Origin of the sequence: Actinomycetospora sp. CA-101289 (assembly GCF_050955895.1) — a bacterium.
GTDB lineage: Bacteria > Actinomycetota > Actinomycetes > Mycobacteriales > Pseudonocardiaceae > Actinomycetospora.
Map to the genome: position 1 here is coordinate 2,468,137 of NZ_CP192093.1, position 20,413 is coordinate 2,488,549.

The window sequence follows — 20,413 nt, forward strand, 5'->3', positions numbered from 1 at the left end:
CTCGTCACCAGGCCTGGCGGCGGGCGTTCAGACACCGCCAGGACGCGACCACCGCGCACAACTCCAGGAAGAAGCCGTAGACGTCCTCCACCAGCAGGACCGCGACCAGCACGACGTCGCGCCAGCCCCGGTCGGGCACCCGCCACATCGACGTCACCCGCTCCAGCCACATCACCCACAACGGGATCAGGCCGTACAGCGCGTACCGGAACGGGACCTCGTAGACGATCATCAGCGTGAGCATCGCGAGGAACAGCACGCGGAAGAACACGCTGAACGCGAAGAGCAGGTAGGACAGGCAGTCGGTGCGCGTGGCGGTCGACCAGCCGCGCTTGAGCACCTCGTCCATGCCGCCGCGGCCCCAGCGCAGGCGCTGCTGCCAGAGTTCGCGGAACGTGGCGGGCGGCGTGGTGTGGACGTGGGCGTGCCGGGCGGCGGCGACGCGCCAGCCGCGGGCCTTGAGCTCCAGGGTCAGCGCGTAGTCCTCGATGAGCGACGCGCCGTCCCAGGGCTCGCCGGCCTCGCGGGCCGCGGCGACCTGCTCGAGCGCGCCGGCCCGGTACATCGCGGCGGCACCGCTGGCCACCGAGACGCGCCAGCCGCGAAGGTCGCGCAGGTCGTCGTACCGGGCGTACTCGAGGCGCTGCAGCCGCCACACCAGCCCGCGGCCCGCCGTCGCCCAGTACCGCGCGCAGACCGCGCCGAGGACGGCGTTGCCGCGCAGCTCGGCGGCCATCGCGGCGACGGTGTCGGGCTGCAGGACGGTGTCGGCGTCCATGGTCAGGACGAGGTCGGCGGCCTCGGTGCCGCGGCAGACCTCGCGCCAGCCGTGGTTGAGCGCGCCGGCCTTCTTGTCCGGGTTGCGCTCCATCTCGAGGACCGTGACGGGGTAGCGGCGCGCGATCTCGGCGGTGCGGTCGGAGCAGTTGTTGGCGACGACCACGATGCCGGCGATCCGCAGCCAGTCCGGGGACTCCTGCGCGAGCAGGCCCTCGATCGTCGCCGCGATCCCGACCTCCTCGTCGTGCGCGGGCACCAGCACGGTCGCGGTGGTGACGGCGGTGGCCGGGGCGCGCTTGGCCGGGGTGCGCGGCGCCGTCGGCCGGTGGGCGCGCAGCCGGATCGTGGGGGAGTCGGGGTCGTGCGAGCGGCGCGCCGGGGCCGGGGTGGGCGCCGGGTTGGGCCCGAAGGTGAGCGACGACCTGGGGGTGTGGAGGGGCGACGGCCCGTCCCGCACGTCCTGCCTGGTTGCCACGTCACCTCGCCCTGCGTCGCGCCCCGATCGGCGTGCCCGTCACCCGTTCGGAACGGGGCACATGCGGCATACCGTACACAGATCGCATTTCGTTACACCATCGTGAGAAAAGGGATGTGGCGACCGACGCCGGAGCGTCACTCACCTCCCACCGGCCGGCCGCCGACCAGCACCCGGGTGACGGTGAGGTCGGCGTCCAGGAGGACCACGTCGGCCGGGCCGCCGGGACGCAGCCGGCCGAGGTCGGGCCGGCCGAGCAGGCGCGCCGGCACCGCGGTCGCGGCCCCGACCGCCGTGACGAGCCCGACGCCCGCGTCCACCGCGGTCCGCACGCCCCGGAGCAGCGGTGCCGCGGCCCCGGCCAGGCCGCCGTCGGCGTTGCGCACCGCCCCGTCGGCCAGGGTCACCGGGACCCCGGCCAGGCGGTACGGGCCGTCGGGCATCCCGGCGGCCGCGGTCGCGTCGGTGACCAGGGCCCACCGTCCGGGCGCCGCGGCGGCGAGCAGGCGCAGCATCTCGACCGCGACGTGGTGGCCGTCGCCGATCACGGTCGCGACCACCTCGGGGCGGGTGAGGGCGACGGCGGCGAGGCCCGGCGCGCGGTGGTCCAGGCCGCTCATGGCGTTGTGCAGGTGGGTGACCGCGGTGACGCCGCGGTCGACGGCGGCGTGCGCGGCGGCCGCGTCGGCGTCGCTGTGGCCGGCGGAGACGACGACGCCGCGCGCACGGAGCGTGGCGACGAGCGCGTCGGCGCCGGGGAGCTCGGGGGCCAGGGTGACGACGTCGACCCGGCCGGCGTCGAGCAGGCGGGCGAGCAGGGCGGGGTCCGGGTCGCGGCGGTGCGCGGGCGGGTGGGTGCCGAGGCGGGTGGGGGCGAGGAACGGGCCCTCGAGGTGGGCGCCGAGGAGGTGGGCGCCCGCGTGCCCGGTACGGCGGGCCGTGTCCAGCCGGCCCAGCGCGGCGACCGTGCGATCGGGGTCGTCGGTGAGCAGCGAGGGGCAGAGGGCCGTGGTGCCGTCGCGGGCGACCGCGGTGCGCAGGGCGGCGATCCCGTCGGCGTCCGCGCTCGCGAGGTCGACGCCCGCGTAGCCGTGGCAGAGGAGGTCGACGAGCCCGGGCACCGCGACCAGGTCGCCGCGCGCGGGCGGGAGGCCGACGTCGGTGACCCGCCCGTCGTCGACCGCGACGTCGCCGGGGCACCACGCCCCGTCGACCACCGCCCCGGAGACGCCCAGCCGCACCGGCCCAGTGTGGAGCGCGCCTAGCCTGGGCGGGGTGATCGGGATCGAGATCGTGGGTTTCGTGGTCTCCCCCGGCCACGCCTGGGACGGGCGTCCCGCCGACGGTCCCGCACCGGTGGCGACGCACACGCCGTCGGCGATCGAGGTCCGGGCGGGGTACGGGGTGGTCGGCGACCGCTACGCCGGCCATGCCGCGCACCGGGAGGCGGCGGTGACGGTGCTCGCGGTGGAGGCGCTCGAGGCCGTCGCCGCGGAGCTCGGCGTCCCGCCCGTCGACCCGGCCGCGGCGCGCCGCACGATCGTCACCCGCGGGCTGGACGTCGAGGCGCTGCGGGGCCGGGAGTTCGCGCTCGACTCCGGCGACGGGCCGGTGCGCCTGGGCGGCGGCCGGCCGGCGGCGCCCTGCGCGTGGCTGGACGTGGCGCTCGCCCCGGGCGCGCACGCCGCGCTGCGGGGCCGCGCCGGGGTGCGGTGCGCGGCGCTGGGCTCGGGGACGCTGCGGGTGGGGCCGGCGACCGTGACCGTCGCGGACGGCGAGGAGCTGCTGGACCCGAGCCGCGCCGGGCTCCCGCGCCGCCGCCTCCCCACGTGAGCACTCTCCGCCTCCATGAAGGCGGAAAGTGCGCACAAACCGGGCAGGCGACGGTGGGATCGGTCTCGACCGCGCGTGCGGGCCCGGGTGGCGCGGGCACCGTCGGACGGTGACCGCCGAGACCTCGACCGACCCGGCCGCGCCTGCCTCCGGTATCGGGCGCGCCCGGACGCTGCTGCTCGCGGTGGTGTGCGGGGCGGCGGTCGCGAACATCTACTACGCCCAGCCGCTGCTGCACACGATCGGCCAGGCGTTCGGCGTCGGCGACGGCACCGCGGGCCTGCTCGTCACCGCCTCGCAGATCGGCTACGCGGCGTCGCTGGCGCTGCTCGTCCCGCTCGGCGACCTGCTCGAGCGCCGCCGCCTCGTCACGGTGCTGCTGCTGGCGTCGGCCGTGGTGCTCGCGCTGGCGGCGGCGGCGCCCGGGTTCGGGCTGCTCGCGGGCGCGGTGGCGCTGGTCGGCGTGACCTCGGCGGTCGCGCAGATCGCGGTGCCGCTGGCCGCGTCGCTGGCCGGCGACCACGAGCGCGGGCAGGTCGTGGGCACGGTGATGAGCGGGCTGCTCGTCGGCATCCTCGGCGCCCGCACCGTCGCCGGGTTCGTGGCCGAGGCCGGTGGTTGGCGCTGGGTGTTCGGGGTCGCGGCCGGGGTGATGGTGCTGCTCGCGGTGGTCGTCCGGGTGGGGCTGCCGGTGGTCGCGCCCACGGAGTCGTCGAGCTACCCGCGGCTGCTGCGCTCGGTGCTGGGGCTGGTGCGCCGCGAGCCCGAGCTGCGGCGCCGGATGGCGCTGGCCGCGGTGGGCATGGGCTGCTTCACGATCCTGTGGACCGCGGTCGACTTCCTGCTCTCCGCCCCGCCGTACGGCTACGGCCCCGCGGTGATCGGGCTCTTCGGGCTCGCGGGCCTCGCCGGGGCGGCCGCCGCGCCGCTGGCCGGCAAGCTCGCCGACCGCGGGCACGGCCGGCTCGTCGTCACCCTCGGGCTGCTCGTGCTCGCGGGTAGCTGGGGGCTGCTCGGGCTCGGCGGGGCGTCGCTCGTGGCGCTGATCGCCGGCGTCGTCGTGCTGGACCTCGCGCAGCAGAGCCTGCAGATCAGCCACCAGAGCGTCATCTACGCGCTGGCCCCGCAGGCGCGCAGCCGTGTGACCACGGCATTCATGACCTCGGCGTTCCTGGGCGGCACGCTCGCGTCGGCGGCCACGTCGGTGGTCTACCCGGCGGCCGGGTGGACGGGCGTCTGCGTCCTCGGCGGCGCCCTCGCCCTCGTCGGCCTGGTCGTCTGGTCCCTGCCCCGTACGTGAGCGATCCTTGGGGCTATAGGGCCAAAGATCGCTCACGTAGGGGACGCCAGCGCCGCCGAGAGGTCGGCCGCGGTGGCGGCGGTCGCGGCGGCGTGGTCGGCGAGGCGCGGACGGAGGCGCGTCGCGGGCCCCGACACGGTCAGCGCGGCGACGATCCCGCCGTGGGGCCCGCGCACCGGGGCGGCGGCGCCCGCCAGCGCGGGGTCGAACTCGCCGTCCACCACCGCGTGCCCGGCCCGGCGCACGCGCGCCAGCACCCCCGGGTCGGCGCCGGCGGCCCGCGCGTCGCCCGGGTCGCGCTCGCTGAGCAGCACCCGGCCGGTCGAGGTGGTCGCGGCCGGGACGTCGTCGACGTCGAAGCGCAGCCGCGCGCGGCCCCCGGGCTCGGCGGTGAGCACCGTCGCCACGCGGGTCCCGTGCAGGCGGCAGAGGTGGGCGTTCTCGCCGGTCCGGGCGGCCAGGGCGATGAGGGCGGGCCCCGCCGTGCCCACCAGGCGCGCCTCGGTGGTGCGGACCGCGAGCGCGTAGAGACGCCAGCCCAGCGCGTAGCGCCGGCTCGCCGGGTCGCGCTCGACGAGCCCCTCGTCCTCCAGCGCCGCGAGCGCCCGCGACACCTGGCTCGGCCCGCGCGCGGTGAGCTCGGCCAGCCGGACCACCCCGAGCCCGGCCGGGCGAGCCTCGGGCGAGGCCAGCGCGTCGAGCAGCTCGGTGTCGCGGAGCAGCCCGGCCGATCGCGGGCGTCTCACGACGCCAGCAGCAGCATCGCCAGCGCCACCCCGCCACCGAGCGTCCACGCCGCCGTGCGCCACCAGTTGGTGCGCACCAGCCGGGCGTGCACCGCCGGGTCCCAGCCGTGCGCCAGGCGCTGGTGGCACGGCACCGAGACCGCGACGGTGACGACCACCGTCACCGCCCCGCACACCCCGGCCGCCAGCGCCGCCACCAGCGGCACCCCGGGCGGGCGCCACACCAGCAGCACCGCGCAGGTCAGCCCCTGCAGCGCCCAGGGCCCGGTGACGAGCAGGCCCATGAGCCGCGTGTGGCGCGCGTGGACGGTCGCCCAGTCGGGACCGGTCCCCAGGGATCCGACGAGGGCCGCGAATCCCGGGTAGACCAGCAGCTGGACGACCCAGACCAGGCCCGCGCAGAACCACACCGCGGCCAGGTGGACGCCGAGCAGGGCCGTGCCCACCAGCGGGTTTGCGCTCACCGCACGGATTGTTGCCCACGCCCGCACCCCGCGCTGCACTCTCGCCGTCCGACCCCGGCGACAGGCGGCCCGTGAAGATCACCGACATCCGGCTCGAGCACCGCGAGACGGTGCTCGACCCGCCGTGTCACGCGGCGTGGGACCCGGAGCCCCGGACCCGCTTCGAGGCCGTGGTCGTGCGCGTCGAGACCGACGAGGGCGTGGTCGGCGTCGGCTCGGGCGACACCATGGCGGGCTTCGACGCGTACCGCGAGCTGTTCCTCGGCAGCGACCCGCTGGCCACCGAGCTGCAGGTGCGCCGCATCGAGTCCGTCGGCTTCCACGCCGGCCGGTTCTGGCCGCTCGAGGCCGCGCTGTGGGACGTCGTCGGGCAGGTCGCCGGCCTGCCCGTGGCCACGTTGTTCGGCGGGGTCACCGACCGCCTGCCCGTCTACGCCTCCTGGTGCTCCGAGCAGCCGCCCGCCCGCCGTGCCGAGGACGCCCACCGGCTGCTCGACGAGGGCATCCGCGCGGTGAAGATCCGCGCGCACCCGCGCCGGCTCGACCAGGGCGTCGCCGCCGTCGCCGCGGTGCGCGGGGCCGTCGGCGACCGCCTGGACGTCATGGTCGATCTCAACCAGGCCTGGCGGATGCCCGGCGACGTCACCGAGCCCCTCGAGCTCGCCGACGTCCGCCGGGTCGTGCGCCGCCTCGCCGAGTACGACGTCGCGTGGGTCGAGGAACCGCTGCCCTACGCCGACGCCGAGGGCCACCGCCTGCTGCGCGCCGACAACCCGGGGCTGCGGATCGCGGCGGGGGAGATGCTCGACTCGCTGCCGCAGACGCTCGCGCTCGTCGAGGCCGACGCGCTGGACGTGTACCAGGCCGACGTGGTGCTCGCGCTGGGCATGACGCGCGCCCGCCAGCTCGCCGAGGCCGTCCGTGCGCGCCACCGCCGCTTCACTCCGCACACCTGGACCAACGGCCTCGGCCTGCTCGCGAACCTGCACGTGGCGGCGGGGGTCGGCGCCGGCCCGTACCTGGAGTTCCCCGACGACCCGGCCGGCGGCTGGACGCCCGAGCGGCGCGACTTCCTGCTGGCCGAGCCCCTGCGCCCCGACCCCGACGGCATGCTCGTGGTGCCCGACGCTCCCGGGCTGGGCGCCGTGCTCGCCTGACCGGCGGGCCCCACAGACGCTGCACCAGGAGGAGCCGTGACCGGGACGAACGCCGCGAGACCCGTGACGACGTCCCCCTGCGCCGGGGTCGCGGCCGGCACCTTCCTGTCCGGGCCCGGCCCGGTGGTCGACTGCGGGCCCGGCGCGGTGGCCCGCATCCCCGGCCACCTCGCCGGGCTCGGCGTGCGGCGGGTGCTCGTGGTGACCGACGCCGGGCTGCGCGCGGCGGGGGTGGTCGACGCGGTCGCCGCCCCCGTCGGCGCGGCCGGGCTCGCCGTCGAGGTCTACGACGCCGTCACCGGCAACCCGTCGGTCGCGCTCGTCGAGGACGCCGCCGCGCAGGCCTACGCGCTGGGCGTCGACGCCGTGCTCGCCGTCGGGGGCGGGTCCAGCCTGGACGCGGCCAAGGGCATCGCCCTGCTCGCGCCCACCCCGGGCGCCCGGGCCGACGGCGCCGGCGCCGCGCCGGGGGCCGGGCTGCCGGTCGTCGCCGTGCCCACCACGGCGGGCACGGGGGCGGAGACCAACGGGTTCGGCGTGCTCGAGGACCCGACGACCCGGCAGAAGGTCTACTGCGGCGACGTCAGCGTCGTGCCCCGGGTCGCGGTGCTCGACCCCGAGCTCACCCACGGCCTGCCCGCCCGGCCGACCGCGACCACCGGCGTCGACGCCCTGGTGCACGGCATCGAGTCGCTGGCCTCGCGGGGGCGCGACCCCGTGTCCGAGGCCTTCGCCGCCGAGGCCGTCCGGCGCGCCTGGGCGTGGCTGCCGACCGCCGTCGCGGACGGTGGCGATGCCCGCGCGCGGGCCGAGATGCTCGTCGCCGCGCACCTCGCCGGGCAGGCGCTCACGCGCAGCGGCCTCGGCCTGGTGCACGGGCTCGCGCACGCCCTGAGCCTGCACACCGGCGCGGTGCACGGGCTGGCGCTGGCCGCGGTGCTGCCCGAGGTCGTCGGCTGGTCGCTCGACGCGGAGCCCGCGGGATGGGGGCGCGCCGCCGAGGCCACGGGCCTGACGTCCGCGGCCGCGCTGCCCGACGCGCTCTCCGACCTGCTCGAGCAGGTCGGGACGCGGGTCGGGCTCGCCGACCTGGGCGCCGGGCCGGCCCAGCACGAGGCGCTGGCGCGCACGGCCCTGGCCGACCCGGTGACCCGCAACGCACCGCGCCACCCGTCGTCGGTGGCCGAGGTCACGGACCTGCTCGCACACTGCTGAGCACCTGGGGGAACGCCCCCGAGACTTGTGGTCATGCAACAGATTCGGTCGTCGACTCCTCGCTGGGCGCGTAGCCCGTCGCGCACGACCTGCCTACCGTCGAGGGAGATCAGCAGCGGGCCCGACGGGCGCTCGCGCCGCTCCCTGACTCTCCAGGAGGCCCCGTGACCGCACTCGACGTCACCATCCCCGAGCACATCACCCGCATCAACGAGGCGAAGACGCCGACCGGCCCCGGACGCCCGGGCGCCAGCACGGCCCACATCACGCCGTCGACCGAGCACCTGACCGCCGCGGACATCGACCGGCTCGGCACCGAGCTGCAGGCGATCCGCGAGCGCGTCATGTCCTCGCTGGGCGACGACGACGCGCGCTACATCCGCCGTGTCATCCGCACGCAGCGCGGCCTCGAGGCGGCGGGACGCGTCCTGCTGCTCGGCGCGCTGTTCCCCCCGGCCTTCGTCGCCGGCACCGCGTCGCTCGCGCTGGCCAAGATCCTCGAGAACATGGAGATCGGGCACAACGTCCTGCACGGGCAGTGGGACTGGATGCGCGACCCGGAGATCCACTCCACCACGTGGGAGTGGGACCACGTGTCGACGGCCAAGAGCTGGCAGCAGACGCACAACTACCTGCACCACACCTACACCAACGTGCACGGCAAGGACCGCGACATCGGCTACAACGTGCTGCGGGTCGACCCCGACCAGCCGTGGCACCCGCTGTACCTGGTCCAGACCGTCACCAACGCCGGCCTCGCCATGATCTTCGAGTGGGGTATCGCGGCCTTCGACCTCGAACTGGACGAGATCCAGCGCGGCGAGAAGACGTGGAAGGACAAGCTCCCCGAGCTCAAGGCGATGGGGCGCAAGGCCGGCAAGCAGGCGCTCAAGGACTTCGTGGTGTTCCCGGCGCTGTCGGGCCCCTCGTTCGTCCCCGCCGCGGTGGGTGGACTGGTGGCCAACCTGGTCCGCAACATCTGGTCGCACGCCGTGATCTTCTGCGGCCACTTCCCCGTGGAGGTCGAGACCTTCTCCGAGGAGCGGCTCGACAACGAGTCGCAGGCCGAGTGGTACGTGCGGCAGATGCTGGGCTCGGCGAACATCGAGGGCTCGGTCCTGCTGCACATCATGACCGGGAACCTGTCGCACCAGATCGAGCACCACCTCTTCCCGGACATGCCCTCGCGGCGCTACCGCACGATCGCCCCGGAGATCCGGGACCTGTGCCGCCGCTACGGCCTGCCCTACCACGCCGGCCCCATGTGGAAGCAGTACGGCGGCGTGCTCGCCAAGATCGCGCGCCTGTCGTTCCCCGGCGGCCACAAGACGCTGAGCAAGCGCCGCCTGCGCGCCCTGCCCTTCGGTCGCCGCCGCGCCGAGAGCGTGGGCACCCAGGGCGCCGTGGCGCCCGCGGCTGCCTGACCTCAGTGCGCCATCCGGTGCAGCACGCGCCGGAAACGCCCCGCCGACGCGGGCAGGTCGCCGGGAGGGTCGTCCGTCCCGGCGACCTCGTCCGTCGGCGCGAAGTCTTCGGTCGGCGCCGGTTCCTCGGCGGGCGCTGAACCCCCGGAGTCCTCCGAGGACTCCTCCGACGAGTCCCGGTCGTTCGTGTGCTCTCCGGCCTGCGGCAGCACGACCGTGCCGCCGGCGTAGTCGTCGGCCGGCACGCCGATGAGGGGGTCGTCGCTCTCCGGCGGCGCGGGGGGCGCCGCGCGGGCCGCCGGGTCGCCGTCGGGGTCCTCGGAGCCGGCCGCGCCGTCGTCCGACGGGCTCGCCTCGGTCATCGACCCGGTGTCGCTCTCGCTCATCGCCCGGTTCCCGAACGGGTCGGCATCTTCCGGCGGCCGGTCGCGGGTGATCTCGATCAGCTCGGTGCGGTCCTGGTCCTTCGAGATGCCGTAGCGCTCCATGTCGTCGGCGGTCAGCGACTCGAGGATCGCGGTCTGCGCCTTCTCCGGCAGCGTGTGCAGCACCTGCATCACCCGGTCCTTGCGGCGCTGCACCGCGGGGCGGTCGCCGAGCCCTTCGGTGGGGTCGATCTGCGGGTCGATGTGGTCGACGAGCCCGACTCCGGGCTCGACCCGGTGCGCACCGCGTACCTCAACCAGCTCCTGGTCGACCTCAACACCCAGCTCGACGCCACCATCCTCGTGGTGACCCACCACCTGGGCACGGCGCGCTCGATGCCCGACAACATCGGGATGCTGTTCCGCCGCAACCTCATCATGTTCGGCCCGCGCGAGGTGCTGCTGACCTCGGAGGAGCCGGCGGTGCAGCAGTTCCTGCAGGGCCGGCGGATCGGGCCGATCGGGATGAGCGAGGAGAAGGACTCCGGCCAGATGGAGGCCGAGATGGCCGAGCTGAAGAAGAAGGGCGGCTCGGCGGACTCCGAGGAGTCGTTGGATGATCTCGGGGTCGAGCACCAGCGCCCGCGCGAGCCCGGCGCGCTTCTTCATGCCGCCGGAGATCTCGCCCGGCAGCTTGTCCTCCGCGCCGGACAGCCCCACCAGCTCGAGCTTCTCCATGACGATGTCGCGGATCTCCTTCTCGCCCTTGCGGGTGTGCTCGCGCAGCGGGAAGGCGATGTTGTCCTGCAGGTTCATCGACCCGAACAGCGCGCCGTCCTGGAAGAGCACCCCGAAGAGCTTGCGGATCTCGTAGAGCTTCGACTCCGAGCACCGCACCAGGTCGGTGTCCTGGATGAAGATCGAGCCCTTCTCCGGCTTGAGCAGCCCGATGATGGACTTGAGCAGCACCGACTTGCCCGTCCCGGACGGCCCGAGCAGCGCCGAGATCTCCCCGGCGGGCAGCGTCAGGGTGACGTCGTTCCAGATGTTGGCCTTGCCGAACGACTTGCTGAGGTTCTTGATCCCGACCTCGAGCCCCGCCACGTGTCCTCCGACCACCGCACCGGCCGCGCCGGAACCGGCGCGGGCCGTCGACACCGGCGAGAGAACTCGGGTCCCCGGGAGGGGGCGGGAGGTCCGGGTGGGGGAGCGCCGGCCGACCGGGCCGGACGCCTCCGTGGTGCAGGCGTCGCCGGGGACCGGGGCGGCGTCTCGTCGAGGAGGACGAACCTACGCCGACCGGAGGAGGCGCGCCGGGTGTCCGGAAGAGCTCAGCTCTCCGCGAGCGTCGCGGCCGCACCCCCGGCACGCAGCGCGAGGGCGACCTCGAGGCGCCCGACGGGGTCGTCGAGCACCCCGGCGAACGCCTCCTTGAGCCGCGCGAGGCGGTAGCGGACCGTCTGCGGGTGCACGTGCAGGCGCGTGGCAGCCTCGCCCACGTCGCCGTGCGCGTCGAGCCAGGCCGTCAGCGTCGTCACCGCGCGGTCGCGGGCGGCGGCGGTCATGCGCCGCAGGGGCTCGAGCCGCTGGGCCACGAGGTCGGCGGTGAGCGTGACGTCGGCGTGCAGGAGGAGCACGAGCAGGTGGTCCTCGCTGCGCACGAGGCCCTCGCCCGGCAGCTGGCCCTCGAGGTGCAGCGCCCACGCCGCCCGCGCGCGGGTGACGGTGCGCGTGACCTGGTCGGGCGCGACGGTCGGCCCCAGGAGCCCGTCGGTGCCGCGCAGTGCGTCGGCGAGCGCGTCGGCGCGTCCCGGCCCGTCGGGGTCGGGCACGAACAGGACGCCGACGCGGTCGACCACGGACGCCGCGACATCGGGGGGCAGGCGCCGGCACACGGTGCCCAGCGACTCCTCGGCCAGCACGAGGGCGGCCACGGACTTCGGCACCGGCCAGCCGGCCTCCCGCGCCAGCGCCTCGAACTCCGCGGCCTCGGGCGCGGGTGCCCGGCACAGGCGCTCGACCAGCGCGTGCTGGCGGGCCTGGCGTGAGCCGGCGGCCAGCGACTGCTCGTAGGCGTAGCCCGACACCGAGGCGGCGGCGAGCTGCTCGATGTAGGCGAAGAGGGCCTCGGCGAGCCGGAAGATCGCGTCGGGCTCGAGGCCGTGGTCGTCGCCCGACGCCGCGATGCGCCGCCAGAGCACCCGCGAGCCGATGCGGTAGGCGCTCTGCAGCGCGTCCATGGTCCGGCCGTGGCGGTGCTCAACGCGCCCGAGCTCGAAGTAGACCCGGGTGTCGGGCAGCGCCGCGTCGGTGCCGAGCAGGTCGAGGAACTGGTCGAGGGCCACCGACACGCCCAGGCGCAGGCGGCGGCCGAACTCGCCGTCCATCGACAGCGCGTACTCGGCGACCTCGGCGCGCACCGTCTTGATGATCTCGTCGCCCGCGTCGAGGACGACGGCCTCGAGACGCTCGCGCGCGGTCGCCGGCACCGCGGCCCACGGATGGGGCCGGGGCGCGTCCTCCGCCGCCTCGCACAGCCCGTCGCTCACGGCGTCCAGTGTGGCAGGAACCGACGGCGCCGGGGGTGGAGGCGACTCACCGGCCCCGGGACCGCGCGGCCGGGTCACCGCAGGAGAGATGATGACGGGGTGCGGATCCCACGTGCCCTGCTCGCGGCGCTGCGGGCGCCGGGGGCGGGGCCCGCGCTGGTGGTGGGCGGGCTGTCGGTGCTGGTGGCCGCCTCGGGCCTGCGGCCGGTGACGCGGCGCTGGCCGGCCGCCCTGCTCGGCAGCCTGCTGTCCGCCACGGCCACCGAGGTCCCGCGCGCCACCGCCCTGCTCGCCGGCGCGGCCGCGGCGGACGCGGCGGGCCGCGGGGCCTGGCGCCACCCGGCCGGCCGCGTCGGGCTCGGCGCGACGGCCGTCGCGGTGGCCGTGCTGCTGGGGCTCGACCGCCGCGCCCGCGCCGACGCCGAGGGGCTCACCGACGCCCTGCGCGCCGAGCTCGGGCCCCTGGAGCTGCCCGCTCGGGGCCGGGTCCTGCGCCGGATCCTGCGCGCGGTGCTCGCCCGCCGCCGCTACGCGACGGCCCGCGACGTCGCGTACGGGCCGGACCCCGCCAACGTGCTCGACGTCTGGCGCCACCCCGCCCTGCCCCGCGACGCGCGCGCGCCCGTGCTGCTGCAGATCCACGGCGGCGCCTGGTCGTCGGGCAGCAAGGCCGCGGACGCGCACCCGCTGATGGCGGCGATGGTGGGCCGCGGCTGGGTGTGCGTCAGCGTCGACTACCGCCTGGGCCCCGCCGAGCGCTGGCCGGCGCAGATCGTCGACGTCAAGCGGGCGCTGGCCTGGACCCGCGCCCACATCGGCGAGCACGGCGGCGACCCGGACCGCATCGCGATCACCGGCGGCTCGTCCGGCGCCCACCTCGCGGCGCTGGCGGCGCTGACCCCCGGCGCGTGGCAGCCCGGGTTCGCCGACGTCGACACCTCGGTGGCCGCCGCGGTCTGCCTCTACGGGATCTACGACCTGACCAGCGACGACGGCAGCGGCACGCTCGACGAGCTGCTGGCCGAGACGATGATGCCCACGGCGCTGGACGAGGACGCCCACCCCTACGTCGCCGCGTCACCGGCGGCACGCGTGCACCCCGGCGCCCCGCCGTTCATGGTGCTGCACGGCACCGGCGACGCGATCGTCGTGCCCGCCCAGAGCGCCGCCTTCGTCGCGCGGCTGCGGGCGGTGTCGCACGCCCCGGTGGTGCACGCCGAGCTCGCGCACGCCCAGCACGGCTTCGACCTCGTGCCCACCGCCCGCACGCTCGCCGCGGTGCGGGCGATCGCGGCGTTCCTGGAGACGGTCGTGGGCCGCGGCGTGCGGGGGCCCGGGGCCGAGGACGCGGCGGCCCGGCCGGATCCGGCACTCGCGAACGCTCGATAGGCTCGGTGCGACCACCGCCCGCGATCCCGGAGTCCACCCGTGTCCTCGCCGCCCTTGCCCCTCCCCACCGTCGCCGACAGCGTGCGGGTGACGGCGGGCACCACCGCGGGGCAGGCGGTCCGCGACGCGGGGCTGCCGTCGTCCGGCCCGCAGGCGGTCGTCGTCGTGCGCGCCCCCGACGGCGTGCTCAAGGACCTGGCGTGGACGCCGGACGAGGACGTCGACGTCGCGCCGGTCCCCGCCGACACCGACGACGGCCGCGCCGTGATCCGCCACTCGGCGGCGCACGTGCTGGCCCAGGCGGTGCAGCAGCTCTTCCCCGAGGCCAAGCTCGGCATCGGCCCGCCGGTCACCGACGGCTTCTACTACGACTTCGCCGTCGACCGGCCGTTCACCCCCGAGGACCTCGAGGCCCTCGAGAAGGCGATGCGCAAGATCGTCAAGGGGAAGCAGCGCTTCGTGCGCCGCGAGTACGCCTCGCTGGACGCCGCCCGCGAGGAGCTGGCCGGCGAGCCGTTCAAGCTCGAGCTGGTGGACCTCAAGGGCACCACCGCGGACGACGACTCCGAGATCATGGAGGTCGGCGCCGGCGACCTCACGGCGTACGACAACGTCCACGCCCACACCGGCGAGCGGGTGTGGGGCGACCTCTGCCGCGGCCCGCACATCCCGACCACCGGCTACATCCCGGCGTTCAAGGTCCTGCGCTCGGCCGCGGCCTACTGGCGCGGCGACCAGCGCAACGCCCAGCTCCAGCGCATCTACGGCACGGCGTGGGAGAGCCAGGAGGCCCAGGACGCCTACCTGGAGCGGGTCGCCGAGGCCGAGCGCCGCGACCACCGCCGCCTGGGCAGCGAGCTCGACCTGTTCAGCTTCCCGGACGAGATCGGCTCCGGGCTCGCGGTGTTCCACCCCAAGGGCGGGATCATCCGCAAGGAGCTGGAGGACTACAGCCGCCAGCGCCACGCCGAGGCCGGCTACGAGTTCGTCAACACCCCGCACGCCACCAAGGGCGACCTGTTCCAGACCTCGGGTCACCTCGACTGGTACCGCGAGGGCATGTTCCCGGCGATGCACCTCGACGCCGAGTACGGCGAGGACGGCGAGGTCAAGCGCCAGGGGATCGACTACTACCTCAAGCCGATGAACTGCCCGATGCACAACCTGATCTACCGGGCGCGCGGGCGGTCCTACCGCGAGCTGCCGCTGCGCCTGTTCGAGTTCGGCACGGTCTACCGGTACGAGAAGTCGGGCGTGGTGCACGGCCTGACCCGGGCGCGGGGCTTCACCCAGGACGACGCGCACATCTACTGCACGCGCGAGCAGATGCGCGACGAGATCCGCTCGCTGCTGCAGTTCGTGCTCGACCTGCTGCGCGACTACGGCCTCGACGACTTCTACCTGGAGCTCTCCACCCGCAACCCCGAGAAGTCGATCGGGTCGGACGAGGCGTGGGACGAGGCCACCGAGGTCCTGCGCGAGGTGGCCGAGGGCGCCGGGCTCGACCTCGTGCTCGACCCGGGCGGCGCCGCGTTCTACGCGCCGAAGATCTCGGTGCAGGCCAAGGACGCCATCGGGCGCACCTGGCAGATGTCGACCATCCAGGTCGACCTCATGCTCCCGGACCGCTTCGACCTGGAGTACACGGCGGCCGACGGCTCGCGGCAGCGGCCCGTGATGATCCACCGCGCGCTGTTCGGGTCGATCGAGCGCTTCTTCGGCGTGCTCACCGAGCACTACGCCGGCGCGTTCCCGGCCTGGCTCGCGCCGGTGCAGGTGGTGGGCATCCCCGTCTCGGGCGACCAGGCCGACTACGTGCGCGACATCGCCGCGCGGCTGCGGGGCCACGGCCTGCGGGTCGACGTCGACGACTCCGACGACCGCATGCAGAAGAAGATCCGCAACCACACCCTGCAGAAGGTGCCGTTCCTGATGCTCGCGGGCGGCAAGGACGCCGACGCCGGCGCCGTGTCGTTCCGCTTCCGGGACGGGTCGCAGCGCAACGGGGTGCCGGTGGACGACGCCGTCACGGCGCTGGTCGACTGGGTGCGGCGCCGGGAGAACGCCTCGCCCGACGCGGACCTGTTCGCGCCCTGATGGCGGAGCAGGCCGACCACCCGGGCGAGCTCGACGAGCTGTGGGGCGCCGGAACGCCCGACGGGTTCCGCCGGCTGTGGGCGCCGCACCGCATGGCCTACATCGCGGGGGAGACCGGCACCGGCCAGGTCGACGGCGGCGGCTGCCCCCTGTGCCGCATCCCGACGCTCGGCGACGACGAGGGTCTGGTGCTGCACCGCGGGACCCGGGTCTACGCGGTGCTCAACCTGCACCCGTACAACCCGGGCCACCTCATGGTCGTGCCCTACCGGCACGTCGCCGGGCTCGACGAGCTCGACACCGAGGAGTCCGCCGAGCTGATGGCGGTGACGCAGCAGGCGGTGCGGGCGCTGCGCGCGGTCGCGTCCCCGCACGGCTACAACGTCGGCATCAACCTCGGGCACGTGGCCGGCGGGTCGCTGGCCGACCACCTGCACCAGCACGTCGTGCCCCGCTGGGGCGGCGACGCCAACTTCATCACGGTGATCGGGCAGACCAAGGTCATCCCACAGCTGCTGGCCGAGACCCGCGCGAGCCTGGCGGCGGCGTGGCCGGCTCCCGGGGCGGGGGACGCGGCGTGATCAACGAGTGGGCCCGCGCCGCCCTCAAGGGCGGCGTCGAGCCCGCCGCGGCGTGGCTGGTGCGCCGCGGCGTGCACCCCGACGCGGTCACGGTGACCGGCACCGCGCTCTCCACCGGTGCCGCGCTGTGGCTGATCCCCACCGACCACCTCGTCGCGGGGGCCATCGTCGTCGCGGTGCTGGCCATGCTCGACGTCGTCGACGGCGCCATGGCCCGCGCGCGGGGGGTGAAGAGCCCGTTCGGCGGGGTGCTCGACTCGGTGTGCGACCGGCTCGTCGACGGCGCGGTGTTCGCCGGCATCACGTGGTGGGCGGCCGAGCGGGAGCTCTGGCTGCTGGTCGGGCTGGCGCTGACGTGCCTGGTCACCGGCCAGCTGATCTCCTACATCAAAGCGCGCGCGGGCGAGGCCGGGCTGCGCGCCGACGGCGGGCTCGTCGAGCGCGCGGAGCGGCTGATCCTCGGGCTGCTGGGCGTCGGCCTCGTCGGGCTCGGCGTGCCGTACGCCCTGGACATCGCGCTGGGGTTGCTCGCGGTCGGCTCGGTGATCACGGTCGGGCAGCGGGTCGTGGCGGTGTGGCACAGCGCGCGCGAGCAGTACGGCGCGGCCACCGGGCACACGCCGGGGCGGGCGTCCGCCGACCAGACTGTCGAGCGGCCCACCGACGGACCGGGGGCCTCGGCGTGACGGACGTGGTGACCCCCGCCCCGGTCACCGAGGGCGCCTCGTCGCCCGGCGAGCGGGCCGCCGCCCTGGGCTACGCGGCGGGCTGGCGGGTCGTGCGCGCGCTCCCGGAACGGGTGGCGCGGTGGGCCTTCGCCCACGGCGCCGACCTCGCCGCCCGGCGCGGCGGGCGCGGCACGCGGCGCCTGCGCGCCAACCTCGCCCGCGTCCGCCCCGACGCCGACGAGGCCGAGCTCGACGCGCTGACCGCCGCCGGCCTGCGCTCCTACGCGCGCTACTGGCGCGAGGCGTTCCGGCTGCCTGGGATGGACCACGCGGAGCTGGCCCGCCGCCTGGACCCGCTGGTCGAGGGCCAGGAGCACCTCGACGCGGCGCTCGCGAGCGGGCGCGGGGCGGTCGTGGCGCTGCCCCACTCCGGGAACTGGGACATCGCCGGGCTCTGGCTCGTCGCGCATTCGGGACGCTTCACGACGGTGGCCGAGCGGCTGCGGCCCGAGTCGCTCTACGAGCGCTTCGTGGCCTACCGCGAGTCACTGGGCTTCGAGATCCTGCCGATGACCGGCGGCGAGCACCCGGTGCGCGGGCTGCTGCGGGCGCTGCGCGCGGGGCGGGTGGTGTGCCTCGTGGCCGACCGGGACCTGTCGGCGCACGGGGTGCCCGTGACGTTCTTCGGCGGGCGGGCCTCGATGCCCCCCGGCCCGGCGTCGCTCGCGGCGACCACCGGCGCGGCCCTGTTGCCCGTGGGGCTGTGGTTCACCGACGACCCGGTCGCGGGGGAGGGGTGGGGGTTCCGCATCCACCCGCCGGTCCCGGTGCCCGACCGCGCCGCGGTGCCGGCAGCGACCCAGCGGATCGCCGACCACTTCGCCGCCGACATCGCCGAGCACCCCACCGACTGGCACATGCTCCAGCGCATCTGGATCGACGAGGACTGAGGCCCCGACGCCCGTCGGCGCCGATGAACGCCCCATGACGTGACGCAGAGCACACGCGGGCGCGCTAGAGTTCATCGCGTGAACACGGTGTCGCGGCCCGGGTCGCCCGCCGGGCTGCGCGACGCCAACCGCCGGCGGGTGCTGGAGGCGGTGCGCGGCGGGGGCGCGCCCACCCAGGCGGAGATCGCCGCGGTCACGGGCCTCGCGCCCGCGACCGTGTCCAACATCGTCCGCGACCTCGCCGCGGCCGCCCGGGTGGAGGCGGTCGACGAGGTGCGCGCCGGGCGCCGCGTGCGGGCCGTGCGCCTCGTTCGCCGTACCGGCGTGGTCGCCGGGATCGACTTCGGCCACCGCCACGTCCGCGTCGCCCTGGCCGACGTCGCCGACGCCGCCGGCGCCTCCGGGCACCCCGCGCCGCCGGAGACGGCCGAGGTCCGCGCCGACCTGCCCGACGCCCACGGCGTGGCCGACGGGCTCGCCACCGCCTCGCGCCTGCTCGACGAGGTGCTCCACCGGACCGGCACGCGGCGGGCCGCGCTGCGCGGAGCGGTGGTCGGCCTGCCCGCCCCGCTGGACCTCGCCACCGGGGCCGTCGGCGCGTCGGGGGTGCTGCCCGGGTGGGTCGGCGTGCCGGTCGCCGGGCGGGTCGCCGAGCACCTCGGCGTGCCCAGCTGGGTGGACAACGACGCCACGCTCGGGACGCTCGCCGAGCAGCGCTGGGGCGCGCTGCGCGGGGTGGACGACGGCCTGTTCCTCAAGCTCTCCGACGGTGTCGGAGCGGGCCTGGTGCTGGGCGGACGCCTCTACCGCGGCCCGGACGGCACCGCCGGCGAGATCGGCCACGTGGCCGTCGATCCCGGCGACCGCTTCGCCGCCGTCTGCCGCTGCGGGCACCGCGGGTGCCTCGAGACGGTGGTCTCGGCCCGCACGGTCATCGCGGTGCTCGAGCCGCTGCTCGGTACCCCGCTGACGATCGCCGACGTCGTGGCCCGCGCCCACGAGGGAGACGCTCCGGCGCGCCGCGTGCTCGCCGACACCGGGCACCACGTGGGGGTGGCGATCGCCGGGCTCGCCACGGTGCTCACGCCGCGGCGCATCGTGGTCGGCGGCGAGCTCGCACACGCGGGCGCGCTGCTGCTCGATCCGCTGCACGCGGCGCTCGCGGCCGCCGCGGTGCCCGGCACCACGCGCACCGCCGAGGTCGTCACCGCCGAGCTCGCCGAGCACGCGCCCGTCCTCGGGGCGCTCGCGCTCGCGCTCGAGCGGTGCGCGGTCACGCTGTAGGACCCCGCAGGCCCCCGTCCGCGCACCCCCGCGCACCCGCTCGGTCCAGCGCCCGCGGCGTTCCGGCCCCGTCGCCACGGACTGGTGCCGCCCACCTGGCGCGCGGGCCACCCGTCCGCCAAGATCACGGCGCTGTGTTCATCCGTTGACGGCGTGTGCGCGCGGACCTAGCCTGTGGCTCGCATCACATGACGCGGCGCCCCGACGATGCAGCCCGATCTCCGCGGAGGCCCTGGTGACCGTCCCCCCGACCGCTCCGGCGGACCGGTTGCCGCACGCGCTCGACGCCCCCGAGGTGTCCGAGAGGCTGCGGGGACGACGTCCGGCGGTGTTCCTCGACTACGACGGCGTGCTCAGCCCGATCGTGCCGCGACCCGAGGACGCGATCATGACCCCGGAGATGCGCGAGATCGTGCGCGCGCTGGCCGCCCGCTGCCCGGTGTGCGTCGTCTCGGGGCGCGACCGCACGGTCGTCGCCGAGCTGATGGGCCTCGACGACCTCGTCATCGCCGGCAGCCACGGCTTCGACATCCACGACCCCGCCCGGGGGGTCATCGAGCACGAGGCCTCCCGCGGCTGGGAGGACCTCGTCGCCGAGGTCACCGAGCGGGTGCGCACGGGCGCCGCGGAGATCGAGGGCACGCAGGTGGAGCCCAAGCACGCCTCGGTCGCCCTGCACGACCGCCACGTCGCCGACGCCGACCGGCCCCGGGTCGCGGAGCTGGTCGAGGCCGTCCTCGGCGAGCACACCGGGCAGCTGCGGGTGACGCCGGGCAAGTTCGTCCACGAGATCCAGCCGAAGATCGACTGGAACAAGGGCAAGGCCGTCGAGCACCTCGTCGGGGTGCTCGACCTCGACCGCCCCGGCCCCGACGGCCGGCCCACCGTCCCGATCTACCTCGGCGACGACATCACCGACGAGGACGCCTTCCGCGCCCTCGCCACGCGCGGACGGGACGGTGATCACCGGGAGCCCGGGCTGGGCATCCTCGTGATCGACCCGGCGGACGCGCCCGACCGGGAGACCTCGGCGACGGCGGTCCTGGCCACCGTCGACGAGGTCGGCCGCTTCCTCGACGCCCTGGCGCGCTGACCGCATGAGTCCGACGACCCCGCCGCCCGCTCCCGCAGTACGG

The 20,413-nt window shown here is 75.9% G+C and carries 17 protein-coding genes and 2 pseudogenes; 13 read left to right on the plus strand and 6 right to left on the minus strand.

The features are described 5' to 3' along the window. Positions 1 to 4 precede the first annotated feature (4 nt). Together ACQPX6_RS12320 and ACQPX6_RS12325 are read right to left on the minus strand one after the other, a co-directional pair. The gene (locus tag ACQPX6_RS12320) at positions 5 to 1,255 is read right to left on the minus strand and encodes a glycosyltransferase (RefSeq protein ID WP_433787607.1); all 1,251 of its coding nucleotides are present in this window, start codon (positions 1,253 to 1,255) and stop codon (positions 5 to 7) included. Between the two features lie 137 nt (positions 1,256 to 1,392). Beyond that, positions 1,393 to 2,496 carry an N-acetylglucosamine-6-phosphate deacetylase gene (locus ACQPX6_RS12325; protein ID WP_433787608.1) on the minus strand — a complete coding sequence of 368 codons (1,104 nt, stop codon included), beginning with the start codon at positions 2,494 to 2,496 and terminating at the stop codon, positions 1,393 to 1,395. A gap of 34 nt (positions 2,497 to 2,530) precedes the next feature. Between ACQPX6_RS12325 and ACQPX6_RS12330 the strand changes: the two genes are divergently transcribed. Together ACQPX6_RS12330 and ACQPX6_RS12335 are read left to right on the plus strand one after the other, a co-directional pair. Further along, a complete protein-coding gene (locus ACQPX6_RS12330; protein ID WP_433787609.1) occupies positions 2,531 to 3,088 on the plus strand; it encodes an MOSC domain-containing protein in 558 nt (185 codons plus the stop codon). A gap of 109 nt (positions 3,089 to 3,197) precedes the next feature. After that, entirely contained in the window at positions 3,198 to 4,388 is a 1,191-nt protein-coding gene (locus tag ACQPX6_RS12335; RefSeq protein ID WP_433787610.1) for an MFS transporter, read from the plus strand. Positions 4,389 to 4,420: 32 nt separating this feature from the next. On the opposite strand, the gene ACQPX6_RS12340 is transcribed toward ACQPX6_RS12335, so the two are convergent. Both ACQPX6_RS12340 and ACQPX6_RS12345 read right to left on the minus strand, forming a co-directional pair. After that, positions 4,421 to 5,134: an IclR family transcriptional regulator gene (locus ACQPX6_RS12340; protein ID WP_433787611.1), complete on the minus strand. Its 714-nt coding sequence runs from the start codon at positions 5,132 to 5,134 to the stop codon at positions 4,421 to 4,423. After that, entirely contained in the window at positions 5,131 to 5,598 is a 468-nt protein-coding gene (locus ACQPX6_RS12345; RefSeq protein WP_433787612.1) for a hypothetical protein, read from the minus strand. The genes ACQPX6_RS12340 and ACQPX6_RS12345 overlap by 4 nt, the downstream gene beginning before the upstream one ends. Before the next feature lie 71 nt (positions 5,599 to 5,669). On the opposite strand from ACQPX6_RS12345, the gene ACQPX6_RS12350 reads away from it, so the two are divergent. The 4 genes and pseudogenes from ACQPX6_RS12350 to ACQPX6_RS12365 all read left to right on the plus strand — a co-directional run. After that, on the plus strand, positions 5,670 to 6,755 hold the full coding sequence (locus tag ACQPX6_RS12350) for a mandelate racemase/muconate lactonizing enzyme family protein (RefSeq protein ID WP_433787613.1): 1,086 nt from the start codon (positions 5,670 to 5,672) through the stop codon (positions 6,753 to 6,755). Positions 6,756 to 6,791: 36 nt separating this feature from the next. Then, entirely contained in the window at positions 6,792 to 7,970 is a 1,179-nt protein-coding gene (locus ACQPX6_RS12355) for an iron-containing alcohol dehydrogenase family protein (protein ID WP_433787614.1), read from the plus strand. Between the two features lie 263 nt (positions 7,971 to 8,233). Continuing rightward, entirely contained in the window at positions 8,234 to 9,394 is a 1,161-nt protein-coding gene (locus ACQPX6_RS12360; protein WP_433788252.1) for a fatty acid desaturase family protein, read from the plus strand. 632 nt (positions 9,395 to 10,026) lie between these two features. Continuing rightward, positions 10,027 to 10,324, plus strand: a pseudogene (locus tag ACQPX6_RS12365) (ABC transporter ATP-binding protein); the annotation flags it as partial. Positions 10,325 to 10,434: 110 nt separating this feature from the next. Here the strand turns inward: ACQPX6_RS12365 and ACQPX6_RS12370 are convergent. Continuing rightward, positions 10,435 to 10,917, minus strand: a pseudogene (locus ACQPX6_RS12370) (ABC transporter ATP-binding protein); the annotation flags it as partial. Between the two features lie 173 nt (positions 10,918 to 11,090). After that, on the minus strand, positions 11,091 to 12,308 hold the full coding sequence (locus tag ACQPX6_RS12375; RefSeq protein ID WP_433787615.1) for a PucR family transcriptional regulator: 1,218 nt from the start codon (positions 12,306 to 12,308) through the stop codon (positions 11,091 to 11,093). Between the two features lie 99 nt (positions 12,309 to 12,407). Here ACQPX6_RS12375 and ACQPX6_RS12380 point away from each other — a divergent pair, with 99 nt between their 5' ends. The 7 genes from ACQPX6_RS12380 to otsB all read left to right on the plus strand — a co-directional run bounded on the left by ACQPX6_RS12380 (position 12,408) and on the right by otsB (position 20,370). Next, positions 12,408 to 13,697, plus strand: a complete 1,290-nt coding sequence (locus ACQPX6_RS12380; protein ID WP_433787616.1) for an alpha/beta hydrolase fold domain-containing protein — start codon at positions 12,408 to 12,410, stop codon at positions 13,695 to 13,697. Between the two features lie 39 nt (positions 13,698 to 13,736). After that, on the plus strand, positions 13,737 to 15,794 hold the full coding sequence (gene thrS, locus ACQPX6_RS12385; RefSeq protein ID WP_433787617.1) for a threonine--tRNA ligase: 2,058 nt from the start codon (positions 13,737 to 13,739) through the stop codon (positions 15,792 to 15,794). Then, the gene (locus ACQPX6_RS12390) at positions 15,794 to 16,375 is read left to right on the plus strand and encodes an HIT family protein (protein WP_433787618.1); all 582 of its coding nucleotides are present in this window, start codon (positions 15,794 to 15,796) and stop codon (positions 16,373 to 16,375) included. Before thrS ends, ACQPX6_RS12390 begins: the two co-directional genes overlap by 1 nt. After that, positions 16,372 to 17,061: a phosphatidylinositol phosphate synthase gene (gene pgsA / locus ACQPX6_RS12395; protein ID WP_433787619.1), complete on the plus strand. Its 690-nt coding sequence runs from the start codon at positions 16,372 to 16,374 to the stop codon at positions 17,059 to 17,061. Before ACQPX6_RS12390 ends, pgsA begins: the two co-directional genes overlap by 4 nt. After that, positions 17,058 to 17,993 carry a phosphatidylinositol mannoside acyltransferase gene (locus tag ACQPX6_RS12400; RefSeq protein WP_433787620.1) on the plus strand — a complete coding sequence of 312 codons (936 nt, stop codon included), beginning with the start codon at positions 17,058 to 17,060 and terminating at the stop codon, positions 17,991 to 17,993. Before pgsA ends, ACQPX6_RS12400 begins: the two co-directional genes overlap by 4 nt. A gap of 78 nt (positions 17,994 to 18,071) precedes the next feature. Then, a complete protein-coding gene (locus tag ACQPX6_RS12405; RefSeq protein WP_433787621.1) occupies positions 18,072 to 19,277 on the plus strand; it encodes an ROK family transcriptional regulator in 1,206 nt (401 codons plus the stop codon). Positions 19,278 to 19,512: 235 nt separating this feature from the next. Then, positions 19,513 to 20,370 (plus strand): trehalose-phosphatase, encoded by an 858-nt coding sequence (gene otsB, locus ACQPX6_RS12410; protein ID WP_433787622.1) that lies wholly within the window; start codon positions 19,513 to 19,515, stop codon positions 20,368 to 20,370. Positions 20,371 to 20,413: the final 43 nt, after the last annotated feature.